Origin of the sequence: Pseudomonas sp. PDM25 (assembly GCF_019219045.1) — a bacterium.
Taxonomy (GTDB): domain Bacteria; phylum Pseudomonadota; class Gammaproteobacteria; order Pseudomonadales; family Pseudomonadaceae; genus Aquipseudomonas.
The window spans coordinates 209,189-221,702 of the sequence record NZ_JAHUWL010000004.1 but is presented as its reverse complement, the minus strand read 5'-3'; the positions used below and the strand labels follow the sequence as shown (position 1 = coordinate 221,702).

The 12,514-nt window shown below is 60.7% G+C and carries 14 protein-coding genes; 10 read left to right on the top strand and 4 right to left on the bottom strand.

Going from position 1 to position 12,514, the window contains the following annotated elements; translation table 11 throughout:
• The first annotated feature begins 55 nt into the window (after nt 1-55).
• On the top strand, nt 56-1,450 hold the full coding sequence (argH, locus tag KW848_RS09170; protein ID WP_008150277.1) for an argininosuccinate lyase: 1,395 nt from the start codon (nt 56-58) through the stop codon (nt 1,448-1,450).
• Nucleotides 1,451-1,543: 93 nt separating this feature from the next.
• On the opposite strand, the gene KW848_RS09165 is transcribed toward argH, so the two are convergent.
• A complete protein-coding gene (locus KW848_RS09165; RefSeq protein WP_192408962.1) occupies nt 1,544-2,203 on the bottom strand; it encodes a glutathione S-transferase family protein in 660 nt (219 codons plus the stop codon).
• Between the two features lie 124 nt (nt 2,204-2,327).
• Here KW848_RS09165 and KW848_RS09160 point away from each other — a divergent pair, with 124 nt between their 5' ends.
• From KW848_RS09160 to KW848_RS09150, 3 genes are all read left to right on the top strand, one after another.
• On the top strand, nt 2,328-2,624 hold the full coding sequence (locus KW848_RS09160) for a hypothetical protein (protein WP_074871893.1): 297 nt from the start codon (nt 2,328-2,330) through the stop codon (nt 2,622-2,624).
• Between the two features lie 399 nt (nt 2,625-3,023).
• Entirely contained in the window at nt 3,024-3,269 is a 246-nt protein-coding gene (locus tag KW848_RS09155; protein WP_008150272.1) for a TIGR02647 family protein, read from the top strand.
• Between the two features lie 206 nt (nt 3,270-3,475).
• A complete protein-coding gene (locus tag KW848_RS09150; protein ID WP_218536623.1) occupies nt 3,476-6,322 on the top strand; it encodes a class I adenylate cyclase in 2,847 nt (948 codons plus the stop codon).
• Between the two features lie 5 nt (nt 6,323-6,327).
• On the opposite strand, the gene rnk is transcribed toward KW848_RS09150, so the two are convergent.
• The 3 genes from rnk to cyaY form a co-directional block, all read right to left on the bottom strand.
• Nucleotides 6,328-6,738, bottom strand: coding sequence for a nucleoside diphosphate kinase regulator (gene rnk / locus KW848_RS09145; RefSeq protein ID WP_008150268.1), 411 nt, complete (start codon nt 6,736-6,738; stop codon nt 6,328-6,330).
• 266 nt (nt 6,739-7,004) lie between these two features.
• Nucleotides 7,005-7,223: a DUF1289 domain-containing protein gene (locus tag KW848_RS09140; RefSeq protein WP_218536622.1), complete on the bottom strand. Its 219-nt coding sequence runs from the start codon at nt 7,221-7,223 to the stop codon at nt 7,005-7,007.
• Between the two features lie 4 nt (nt 7,224-7,227).
• Entirely contained in the window at nt 7,228-7,560 is a 333-nt protein-coding gene (gene cyaY, locus KW848_RS09135; RefSeq protein ID WP_008150266.1) for an iron donor protein CyaY, read from the bottom strand.
• Between the two features lie 326 nt (nt 7,561-7,886).
• On the opposite strand from cyaY, the gene KW848_RS09130 reads away from it, so the two are divergent.
• From KW848_RS09130 to KW848_RS09105, 6 genes are read left to right on the top strand one after another with little or no spacing between them, the layout of a single operon-like run.
• Entirely contained in the window at nt 7,887-8,060 is a 174-nt protein-coding gene (locus tag KW848_RS09130; protein WP_033060682.1) for a lipoprotein, read from the top strand.
• 9 nt (nt 8,061-8,069) lie between these two features.
• Nucleotides 8,070-9,317: a diaminopimelate decarboxylase gene (lysA, locus tag KW848_RS09125; RefSeq protein ID WP_111448322.1), complete on the top strand. Its 1,248-nt coding sequence runs from the start codon at nt 8,070-8,072 to the stop codon at nt 9,315-9,317.
• Nucleotides 9,318-9,321: 4 nt separating this feature from the next.
• Entirely contained in the window at nt 9,322-10,152 is an 831-nt protein-coding gene (dapF, locus tag KW848_RS09120) for a diaminopimelate epimerase (RefSeq protein WP_046045083.1), read from the top strand.
• 13 nt (nt 10,153-10,165) lie between these two features.
• Nucleotides 10,166-10,891, top strand: a complete 726-nt coding sequence (locus KW848_RS09115; RefSeq protein WP_192408955.1) for a DUF484 family protein — start codon at nt 10,166-10,168, stop codon at nt 10,889-10,891.
• A 2-nt stretch (nt 10,892-10,893) separates the two neighbouring features.
• A complete protein-coding gene (gene xerC / locus KW848_RS09110) occupies nt 10,894-11,793 on the top strand; it encodes a tyrosine recombinase XerC (RefSeq protein ID WP_008150257.1) in 900 nt (299 codons plus the stop codon).
• Nucleotides 11,790-12,494, top strand: coding sequence for an HAD family hydrolase (locus KW848_RS09105; RefSeq protein ID WP_218536621.1), 705 nt, complete (start codon nt 11,790-11,792; stop codon nt 12,492-12,494). Before xerC ends, KW848_RS09105 begins: the two co-directional genes overlap by 4 nt.
• Nucleotides 12,495-12,514 lie beyond the last annotated feature (20 nt).

Below are 12,514 nucleotides of genomic sequence, written 5' to 3'. Positions count from 1 at the left end.
TATTATCCGCGACAGCTTTCTACGCCATCTTTCTTCAGCCGACACGAGCGAATTCATGAGCACTGACAAGACCAATCAGTCCTGGGGCGGCCGCTTCAGTGAACCCGTCGACGCCTTCGTCGCCCGCTTCACCGCCTCCGTCACTTTCGACCAGCGCCTGTATCGCCACGACATCATGGGCTCGATCGCTCACGCCACGATGCTGGCCAAGGTCGGCGTGCTGACCGATGCCGAGCGCGACAGCATCACTGATGGCCTGAAGACCATCCAGGGTGAAATCGAGGCTGGCCAGTTCGACTGGCGCATCGACCTCGAAGACGTGCACATGAACATCGAGGCGCGTCTGACCGACCGCATCGGCGTCACCGGTAAAAAGCTGCACACCGGTCGCAGCCGTAACGACCAGGTCGCCACCGACATCCGCCTGTGGCTGCGTGACGAGATCGACCTGATCCTGAGCGAAATCACCCGCCTGCAAAAAGGCTTGCTGGAACAGGCCGAGCGCGAAGCCGGCAGCATCATGCCGGGCTTCACTCACCTGCAAACCGCGCAGCCAGTGACCTTCGGGCATCACATGCTGGCCTGGTTCGAAATGCTCAGCCGCGACTACGAACGCCTGGTCGACTGCCGCAAGCGTACCAACCGCATGCCGCTGGGCAGTGCCGCACTGGCCGGTACCACCTACCCGATCGACCGCGAATACACCGCTCAACTGCTGGGCTTCGACGCTGTGGGCGGTAACTCGCTGGACAACGTGTCCGATCGTGACTTCGCCATCGAGTTCTGCTCGGCCGCAAGCATCGCGATGATGCACTTGTCGCGCTTCTCCGAAGAGCTGGTGCTGTGGACCAGCGCGCAGTTCCAGTTCATCGATCTGCCGGACCGTTTCTGCACCGGCAGCTCGATCATGCCGCAAAAGAAAAACCCGGACGTCCCGGAGCTGGTGCGTGGCAAGACCGGTCGCGTATTCGGCGCACTGATGGGCCTGCTGACCCTGATGAAAGGCCAGCCCCTGGCCTACAACAAGGACAACCAGGAAGATAAAGAGCCACTGTTCGACGCCGCCGACACGTTGCGCGACTCGCTGCGGGCCTTTGCCGACATGATCCCGGCGATCAAACCCAAGCACGCGATGATGCGTGAAGCCGCCCTGCGTGGCTTCTCCACCGCCACCGACCTGGCCGACTACCTGGTACGTCGTGGTCTGCCGTTCCGTGACTGCCACGAAATCGTTGGCCATGCCGTGAAGTACGGCGTGGAAAGCGGTAAAGACCTGGCGGAAATGAGCCTGGAAGAGTTGCGCAAGTTCAGCGACCAGATCGATCAGGACGTGTTCGCCGTGCTGACCCTGGAAGGCTCGGTGAATGCCCGTGACCACATCGGCGGAACTGCGCCGGCACAGGTCAAGAAAGCGGTGGTTCGCGGCCAGGCGTTACTCGCCAGCCGCTAAAAGCATCGCGGGCAAGCCTTGCTCCTACGGATTAGCGTGATCCGCAGGAGCAAGGCTTGCCCGCGATGACATTCGCAAGAACGCTGCAAAAACCTACTTCTTGGACGCGACCATCGCCAAAAACGCTGGCATCGCCGCTTCCTTGTCCTTCGCAATCCGCTGCACATTCGGATTTTGCCCCAGACGTTCCAGCAGCGCCTTGGCTGCCGGCATCTCCGCCAGCAAATCCAGGTCAAACAGCTTCTGCGCCACCGCACAGGCCAACGGCACGCTGTAGAGGAAATACAAATCCGCAATGCTCAGGCTGTCACCTGCCACATAAGGGGCGAACTTGCCGTGCCTGCCCAGTGAGGCAAACCCCAGCAGCAACTCGGCTTTGGTCTTGTCCTTGATCGCATCCGGCACCGTCATGCCGAAAAATGCTTCGGCATAGCAGGCACGCCCCGGCAATTCGATGTACAGCTCGATTTCCTTGGCCAATGCCAGGACCTGCGACCGCTCATAGGGATCGCTCGGCAACAGCGGCGTGCCTTTCTGGCTTTGTTCGAGGTATTCGAGAATCACGCTGGTTTCGTTGATGAAGCCCTGCTCGACACCCAGCACCGGCACCTTCCCGCGCGGGCTGATGGCTAATGCCTCGGGGCTCGGCCCCGGGTGAAACAGCACCTCTTCAAACGGCAGTCCCTTCTCGAGCAGCGCCAGCTTGACCATGTTGTAGTAGTTGCTGACGGAAAATCCATAAAGCTTGAGCATCACATAGCCTCCAGGCCGTGCGGGGTTGGCAGGTGCCTTTTATAGAATGCCGCGACGTTTCTTGCCAGCAGCATCACAGCGCTGAATGCAGGTAAACTGGCCGCCTTAACTTGAGGAGCCTGCCATGAGCGAGCCAACCCCCGGCATCAACAACGACGAGATCGACGAAGAAGAATTCGCCGAAAACACCTTGGTCGAAGCCATCGAAAACCAGATCGAAAGCGACAACCCGCCAGCCGCCAAGGCCACCTTCAACAAGCTGACCCTGGTGGGTTACGAACGTGAAGAAATCCTCAATCTGATGGCCCACGTTCTGGCAGTGGAAATCGACGCGATCCTCGAAGAAGACCGCGCGTTCAATACCGAATGGTACGAAGCCGCGTTGCGTGCATTGCCAGAGTTGCCGCCGGAAAAGAAGTAATTCCGCAGGCCCCCTGTGGCGAGGGGATTTAGCGAAACGTCGCACCGCCCCGTTGGGCGGCGAAGCCGCCCCAAAACCATAGCACTCGGTGTATCAGGTATACCGTGTGCAATGGTTTATGACTGCTTCGCAGCCGAACGGGGCGGTGCGACGTTTCGATAAATCCCCTCACCACAGGCTACCTCCACAACCACAAAAACCCGCGCCAACACAAATTGTCACCAATCGCTCCCGCCTTCCTCCAGCCCCTGACTACACTGAACCCACCCCGCTGCCGCACCACCCACCGGGGAATGCTGCCCAAGGCGAAAAAACCCTGTCGCGAGCACTGGACATGCCGCCCGAGTGGGATCACCTTAGGGACGCTGTCGTCCAATTCCTAGAAAGTCTGGAGTCCTTATGTCGCTTACCCCTGAGTTGGTTGCCGAACTGGAAATCCTCGCACTCTTCAACCTGGACAGTTCCCAGGAAGGTTTGAAAATTCATCAGACCGCTGCCCCGAAAGCCATTGCCGCCGCCCAAAGACTGTTCGACAAAGAATTGATCACCCAGCCAGATGGTGGTTATCTGACCAGCCTCGGTCGTGATGCCGCGCAAAATGTGCAAACCGTTCTGACCATTCTCAACGTCCGGGAAACTGCCTGAGCATTACCGTAGCGCCCACGGAAACCCCTGCTACGGGATTTCCGCGGGCACATTTCGTTACCTGCCCTGTTGCCAGCCGTCGCCCCGCGATAAAAATCTGACGCCGGAAAAACAAAATCAGCTTAAAAGTCCTGGAGCCGAGGCGCTAAACTGCCCCTCATCCGCAGACAATCACGTCTGAGCCCCGCGAGCCGGTTTGAGCTGACATGACCCGCACCCATGAAATCCGCCCCGATCTGGACGAGGGAATCGACCGCAAGGTTCTCAGCCAGCTGCGCGCACGTTTTCTGAAGCTCAATGAAGGCCGTATGGCCCGCGCCATGGAAGGGTTGTCGACCCGCCAGCAAGCGGTGCTGAGCTTGTTGCCGCTGTTTTTTCACGTCAATCACCCGCTGTTGCCAGGGTACGTTTCGGGCAGCACGCCGGCCGGGCTGTCGAATTACGAACCCGACGCCAACACCCTCGCCGAAGCCCAGCGCCTGACCCGCTCGTTTTCCTATAAGCCTCGCCATGGCAGCAATCCGCCGCGACCGATTCACGGCCTGTTCCTGATGGGCAGCCTCGGCACCCTCGCCCAGGCCGACCAAAGCGACATGGACGTGTGGGTCTGCCACGGGCCGGACTTGAGCGAAAGCGAGCTCACTGAACTGCGCAAAAAATGCCAGCTTCTCGAAACCTGGGCTGCCAGCCAGGGCGCCGAGGCGCATTACTTCCTGATCGACCCGACCCGTTTCGTACGCGGCGAACGTGATACCCAACTGAGCTCGGAAGACTGCGGCACCACCCAGCACTATCTGCTGCTGGATGAGTTTTATCGCACCGCGATCTGGCTGGCCGGACGCACGCCCATCTGGTGGCTGGTGCCCGTCTACGAAGAAGCGAGCTACGACCGTTACACCCACACGCTGATGTCCAAGCGCTTCATCCGTGCCGATGAAACCCTCGACCTGGGGCATCTGGCCCATATCCCGCCTGGCGAATTTATCGGTGCCGGGCTCTGGCAGTTGTTCAAGGGCATCGAGTCGCCTTACAAATCGGTCCTCAAACTACTGCTGATCGAGGTCTACGCCAGCGAACACCCCAAGGTCCATTGCCTGAGCCTGCGCTTCAAGCAAGCGGTGTTTGCCAATCGGCTTGACCTTGACGAGCTGGATCCATACGTCGTGGTTTACCGGCGTATCGAGGAATACCTGACCGCCCGTGGCGAGCCGGAACGCCTGGAGCTGGTACGCCGGGCGTTATACCTGAAGGTCAATCGCAAACTCACCGGCAGCAGCAGTCGCACGCAGAGCTGGCAGCGTTCGTTGCTCAAACGCCTGGCCCACGAATGGCAGTGGGATCATCGTCAACTGGCCCTGCTCGACAGCCGCAGCCAGTGGAAAGTCCGCCAGGTCGGTTCTGAACGCAGGGCCTTGGTCAAGGAGCTCAATTACAGCTATCGCTTCCTGACCCAGTTCGCCCGCACCGAACAAACCGTCAGCCTGATCAACAAGCGCGACCTCAACGTGCTGGGTCGACGGCTGTACGCAGCTTTCGAGCGCAAAGCCGACAAAGTCGAGTTCATCAACCCTGGCATCGCCCCGGATCTGGCCGAAGACACCCTCACGCTGGTGCACGCGCCGAACAAAAAAGAATTGGGTCAAACTCAGTGGGGTTTGTACAACGGCAGCCTGACGGCCCTCGAATGGGAGCATTTCGCACCGATCAAGCGCAGCCGCCACTTGCTGGAACTGCTGACCTGGTGTCACCGCAACGGCGTGATCGACAGCAGCACTCGCCTGGCCTTGCATCCCGGCACCAGCGACCTGAGCGAGTTCGAACTGTTCAACCTGCTCGGCAGCCTGCAACAGAGCATCGTCCTGCCGCTGACGACCGTCGCCGAAGAACCGTTACTGCGCGCCAGCGTGCCGAGCGAAGTGCTGATTCTGGTGAACGTAGGCGTCGATCCACTCAAGCACCACCGCGACCTGAACATCCTGATGACCACCGAGCGCACCGATTCCCTGAGTTACGCCGGCGTCCGGGAAAACCTGGTACTGACCCTGGATCAGGTCACACTCAACAGTTGGAACGAAGTGCTGGTCAGCCGCTTCGACGGCCCTCACGCGCTGCTCGACTGCGTGCGCGATTACCTCAACAACCTGCCCGGCGGGCTACAACAACCCACGTTGCGGGTTCGGTGCTTCTGCCACAACCGCGCGCAGTTCATCGCCCAGCGGGTTGAAGAGATCCTCGACACCGCGCAGAACCTGCTGTTGAGCAAACTCAATCATCGCTACCTGATTCAGGTCCAGCAGCACTACCACGTGCTGGAACTGGTGCCCGGCCAGGTCAATCATGTCGCCCTCGCCACGCTGCCGGCGCTGGTCGATTACCTGGGCGAAGAGCGTGCAAGCTACAGCCCGCTGCACCTGGACCCGATGGCACTGGAAGACCACGACCTGGCGCTGGTCCTGCCGATGGGTCAGCCCGATTGCATTCAGGTGTTCTACCGGATCAACGAATACCACGCCGACCTGTACGTGCTGGATGAATTCAATGCCCTGTGGCAACAGCGCTTGCCCTACCACGACGAGCAAAGCCTGCTGGTGCCGCTGCAACGTTTCCTGCAATCGATCCAGTACCGGCGCGACGCCTTGCTGGCGATGGACGTCGCCCAGCCGTTGAGCCTGGACACCTTGTATTACCAACTGCTGCCCTCCGGCCCTGTACGGGCGCGTCGGGTCGAAGCTCGGCCAGCGCCGCAAACCCCGGTCAACAAACCGTTCTACGACGTGCAGGCGATTGTCGGCAAAGCCGCGCCGGGACAGGCGCAGGTCACGTTGTATTGCAATCAGCGGGAATTTTCAGAGCTGGAACATGGCGACCGACTGTTCAACGTGGTCGCCCGGGAAATCGTCGAGCAGCGCCGTGAAACCGAACGCTATCGCTGCTACATCACCGACCTGGACCTGTCGGGTCTGCTCGGTGATGGTCAGAGTTCAAGTATTTTGTATTTGCGCTACAAGGCTGACCTGGAGCGCGCATTGAACGAGGCGCTCGAGCAGGTCTGACGAGCTTATTCCGGAAAGTGACCGCCCTCGGCCGGCTGCCATTCAACTTCCAGCAGGGTGAGTTTGAGCGTCTTGCCGCCCGGTGCTGGCCAGTCGATGTGCTGACCCACCTTCAGGCCGAGCAGCGCGCTGCCCACTGGCGCCAGAATGGAAATCTTGCCTTCGTCGGCATTGGCATCCTTCGGATAAACCAGCGTCAGGTGATAGTCCTTGCCGCTGCCTTCTTCGCGGCAATGCACACGGGAATTCATGGTCACGACATCGGCGGGTACTTCATCGTGACCGACCAGGGTATCGGCGCGATCCAGTTCGGTTTGCAGCGCGATAACGCCCGGCAGCGTGTCATCCAGGCTGTCGATCAGGCGCTCCAGACGTTGCACGTCCAGACGGGTAAGGGTGATTGAAGGTGCGGTCATGATTTGGGCAGACTCCTTTCTTCTGCACAGAAAAAGCAAAACCCCGCCAGAAAAAGGCGGGGTTTTCACGAGCCTCGATGGGTTGAGGCGTTTCTCGACACTATCACAGCTCAATAAATATACAAGTGAGGGGCGACCTTGGTACTGACCGGAGGAAATTGCCTTTGTGGGAGCGGGCTTGCTCGCGAATGCGGTATGTCAGTCAACGTTGATATCGACTGATGCACTGCATTCGCGAGCAAGCCCGCTCCCACAAGGGTTTTGGGTCAGGCGCAGGATTTACGCTGAAGGGCCTGGGCGCAAATGACACGACGCCGATCGTCATCGGCCGAGCGCCATTCGCGGATGTCTTCGACATGGCGAAAACACCCAAGGCAGACCTTCTGTTCATCCAGCCGACACACGCCGCTGCACGGTGAAGCCACCGCCGGGCTGACATTGCTGTAGAGCGGTTTGGGCGCACGAGCGGGCGCAGGCTCGGTCACGATCTCACAGACCTTCGAAATCGAGCTCGGCGTCAGCTTGCTGCTTGACGATGCGCTCGAGCATCTCGCCGAGTTGTTCGTCGCTCTTGTCACACATCCAACGCTTGCTTTCTTCGTCGTAATCGAAGTGGAACCCGCCGGACACGGCTGCCAGCCATAGCTGCCGCAGCGGTTCCTGGCGGCTGAAAATCAACTGGCTGCCGTTTTCGAACTTGACGGTGAGCACACCGGCCGAGCTCTCCAGATCGATATCCAGGTCACACTCGTCAAAAATATCCTCCAGCGTCTGCTGGGTGGCATCGACCAGATCGTGGAAACGGGCTTCAGTCAAACTCATTGCGGGAACCTCAAAAAGTGTCTACTCACGCTCAAGCGCCGCAAGATACGGGCGAGCCCCGGTGATTGCAAAGGATAACGACCAAGGGCCGATATAGGTACACCTGTGGGAGCGAGCCTTTGTGGTGAGGGGATTTATCCCCGTTGGGTTGCGCAGCAGCCCCAGCAGTTCAAGGTTAAGCGTGAATGCTTGCGACTGCTGCGCAGCCGAACGGGGATAAATCCCCTCACCACATAGCCCCGCCGGACGGGAGCCCCGTCGCATAGGCAAGCTGCCGGGTGGCCGGTATACTCCGGCGCAATTAACGCATTTTCAAGGATTTCGCCATGAAGCGCCTGATCTCTTCCCTCGCTGCGCTCGTCGCGGTTGCCTGCCTTGTGTCGGCCTGTGGTCAAAAAGGCCCGCTGTACCTGCCTGACGATTCTCAGGACCCTGCCGAGCAGGCCCAGTCATCGCAGAAGTCTCCGTCGAAAGCACACAAGCACGACGTCTACCAATAAGGGAACGCCATGGACGCTTTTAACTACCGTGACGGCGAGCTGTTTGCGGAAGGTGTTGCCCTGTCCGCCATCGCCGAACGCTTTGGCACACCGACCTACGTCTACTCCCGTGCGCACATCGAAGCCCAGTACCTGGCTTACGCCGATGCGCTGGCCGGCATGCCGCACCTGGTCTGCTTTGCGGTCAAGGCCAACTCCAACCTGGGTGTACTGAATGTCCTGGCGCGTCTGGGCGCCGGTTTCGACATCGTCTCCCGTGGTGAGCTGGAACGTGTACTGGCCGCTGGCGGCAGCGCCGACAAGATCGTGTTCTCCGGTGTCGGCAAGACCCGTGACGACATGCGTCGTGCCCTGGAAGTCGGCGTGCATTGCTTCAACGTCGAATCCACCGATGAGCTGGAACGTCTGCAAGTGGTCGCCGCCGAGCTGGGCGTTCGCGCGCCGATCTCGCTGCGCGTGAACCCGGACGTCGACGCCGGCACCCATCCGTACATTTCTACCGGTCTTAAAGAGAACAAGTTCGGCATCGCCATCGCCGACGCCGAAGACGTGTACATCCGCGCCGCACAACTGCCAAACCTGGAAGTGGTCGGTGTCGATTGCCACATCGGCTCGCAACTGACCACCCTGCCGCCATTCATCGACGCCCTCGACCGCCTGCTGGGCCTGGTCGACCGCCTCGGCGATTGCGGCATTTACCTGCGCCACATCGATCTCGGTGGTGGTTTGGGCGTGCGTTATCGCGATGAAGAGCCGCCATTGGCTGCCGACTACATCAAAGCTGTGCGCGAGCGTCTCGACGGTCGTGACCTGGCGCTGGTGTTCGAGCCGGGCCGCTTCATCGTCGCCAACGCCGGCGTGCTGCTGACTCAGGTCGAATACCTCAAGCACACCGAGCACAAAGACTTCGCCATCGTCGACGCGGCCATGAACGATCTGATCCGCCCGGCGCTGTACCAGGCCTGGATGGACGTCACCGCTGTGCGCCCGCGCACTACCGCGGCTCGCGCCTACGACATCGTCGGCCCGATCTGCGAGACCGGCGACTTCCTGGCCAAGGATCGTCAGCTCGCCCTGGAAGAAGGCGACTTGCTGGCCGTGCATTCGGCCGGTGCCTACGGGTTTGTCATGAGTTCCAACTACAACACCCGCGGCCGTGCCGCTGAAGTGTTGGTGGACGGTGATCAGGCATTTGAAGTGCGTCGCCGTGAGACGGTAGCCGAGTTGTTTGCTGGCGAAAGCCTGCTGCCGGAGTAAAACCATGCTGCTGCGTTTTACCAAGATGCACGGCCTGGGCAATGACTTCATGGTCCTCGACCTGGTCAGCCAGCATGCGCACATCCTGCCCAAACACGCCAAGCAATGGGGCGATCGGCATACGGGTATCGGTTTCGACCAGTTGCTGATCGTCGAAGCGCCCAGCAACCCGGACGTGGATTTCCGCTACCGGATCTTCAACGCCGACGGCTCCGAAGTGGAACAGTGCGGCAACGGTGCGCGCTGCTTCGCTCGCTTCGTGCTCGATAAGCGCCTGACCGCGAAGCGGCAGATCCGCGTCGAGACCAAAAGCGGCATCATCGAACTGGATATCCGCAGCGACGGGCAGATCGGTGTCAACATGGGCGCACCGCGCCTGGTGCCGGCCGAGATTCCATTTGAAGCGCCGGAGCAGGCCACGAGCTATCAGGTTGACGTCGACGGCACCCTGGTCGACCTAGCCGCCGTGTCCATGGGCAACCCCCATGCCGTGCTGCGGGTCAGCGACATCAACAATGCACCGGTGCATGAACTGGGGCCGAAAATCGAAAACCATCCGCGCTTCCCGGCGCGGGTCAATGTCGGTTTTCTCCAGGTCATCGACCGGAGCCGCGCGCAACTGCGCGTCTGGGAACGCGGGACTGGGGAAACCCAGGCGTGCGGAACCGGCGCTTGCGCTGCTGCAGTGGCCGCGATCAGCCAGGGGTGGATGGATTCGCCACTATTGATCGACCTGCCCGGCGGGCGTTTGTCCATTGAATGGGCAGGCCCTGGCCAACCGGTCATGATGACCGGCCCGGCAGTGCGCGTTTATGAAGGACAAGTGCGTCTTTGAGAGAGTCGAATCCATGAAAGATAAGCCCCAGGTTCCCGCCCTACAGCCCGACGAATCCCCTTCCGAAAGCCTTGAGGCGGCGGCGATTGCCGCGTACCTGGAGGCTCATCCGGATTTCTTCGTCAAGCATGAAGACCTGCTCGCGACCTTGCGCATTCCGCACCAGCGCGGCGACACCATTTCGCTGGTCGAACGCCAGATGACCATCCTGCGCGACCGCAATATCGAGTTGCGTCATCGCCTCTCGCACTTGATGGACGTCGCCCGCGACAACGACCGCCTCTTCGACAAGACCCGCCGCCTGATTCTCGCGCTGATGGACGCCACCAGCCTGGAAGACGTGGTAATCAGCGTCGAAGACAGTCTGCGCCAGGACTTCCAGGTGCCTTTCGTCAGCCTGATTCTGCTGGGTGACAACCCGATGCCGGTAGGCCGCTGGGTGACCCATGCCGACGCGCAAACGGCCATCGGCGGTTTGCTCTCGGAAGACAAAAGCGTCAGCGGCAGCTTGCGTGAACACGAACTGGACTTCCTGTTCGGCGAAGAACAGCGCAAGCAGATCGGCTCCACCGCCGTCGTCGCCATCAGCTACCAAGGCATCCACGGCGTCCTGGCCATCGCCAGCCGTGACCCGCAGCACTACAAGAGTTCGGTGGGCACGCTGTTCCTCAGCTACATCGCCGAAGTCATGGGCCGCGTGCTGCCACGGGTCAACACCTCCCTGCGCTCGGTACGCTGATCGTGGAACGGCAACTGGACGCTTACTGCGAACACCTGCGCAGTGAGCGGCAGGTGTCGCCTCACACGCTGTATGCCTACCGGCGCGACCTCGACAAAGTGCTGGGCTGGTGTGTCAAACAGAACATCAGCAGTTGGGCGGCCCTGGACATTCAGCGCCTGCGCAGCCTGATCGCTCGCCTGCATTCACAAGGCCAATCGTCGCGCAGCCTGGCGCGGCTGCTGTCGGCGGTGCGCGGGCTCTATCATTATCTGAACCGCGAAGGCCTCTGCGACCACGACCCGGCCAACGGCCTGGCGCCACCGAAAGGCGAGCGTCGGCTGCCAAAAACCCTCGACACCGACCGTGCGCTGCAACTGCTTGAGGGCGCGGTGGAAGATGATTTTCTGGCGCGTCGGGATCAGGCGATTCTGGAGCTGTTCTATTCCTCGGGTTTGCGGCTGTCGGAGCTGACCGGGCTCAATCTGGATCAGTTGGACCTGGCCGACGGCATGGTTCAAGTGCTCGGCAAGGGCAGCAAGACCCGACTGCTGCCGGTCGGCAAAAAAGCTCGCGAAGCGCTGGAGTTGTGGCTGCCGCTACGGGCCATGACCAACCCGGCGGACGACGCGGTGTTTGTCAGCCAGCAAGGCCGGCGCCTCGGCCCACGGGCGATCCAAGTGCGGGTTAAAGCCGCTGGCGAGCGCGAGCTGGGGCAGAACCTGCATCCGCACATGCTGCGACACTCGTTCGCCAGCCATTTGCTGGAATCGTCCCAGGACCTGCGGGCGGTTCAGGAATTGCTCGGCCACTCGGACATCAAAACCACCCAGATCTACACCCACCTGGACTTCCAGCACCTGGCGACGGTTTACGACAGCGCCCATCCACGGGCCAAACGCATCAAAGGCGATGAGTCATGAGCATTCAATTGATCACCTTCGACCTCGACGACACCCTGTGGGATACCGCCCCGGTGATCGTCAGCGCCGAAGCCGTACTGCGTGAATGGCTGACCGAGCATGCACCGAATCTGGGCGCCGTGCCGGTGGAGCATTTGTGGGCGATTCGCGAGCGGATCCTGAGCAGTGAGCCGGGCCTCAAGCACCGCATCAGCGCCCTGCGCCGCCAAGTCTTGTTCCATGCGCTGGAAGAGGCCGGTTACGACCAGGGTCAGGCCTCAGACCTGGCCGATCAGAGTTTTGAAGTGTTTCTGCATGCGCGGCATCAGCTGGAAATCTTCCCGGAGGTGCAACCGACCCTCGAGACTCTGGCCAATCACTACGCCCTCGGCGTGGTCACCAATGGCAACGCCGATGTGCGCCGCTTAGGGCTGGCGGACTACTTCAAGTTTGCCTTGTGTGCCGAAGACATCGGCATCGGCAAGCCGGATGCGCGACTGTTTCATGAGGCGTTGCAACGCGGTGGTGCGACGGCCGAGACGGCCGTGCATATCGGCGATCATCCGGGTGATGACATTGCCGGCGCCCAGCAGGCGGGATTGCGGGCGATCTGGTTTAACCCGGCGGGCAAGGTGTGGGAAGCCGAGAAGGCACCGGATGCCGAGATTCGAAGCCTGAGCGAGTTGCCGGCGTTGTTGGCCCTCTGGAACGCCCAACACTGATCCTGAATTCACATATAACC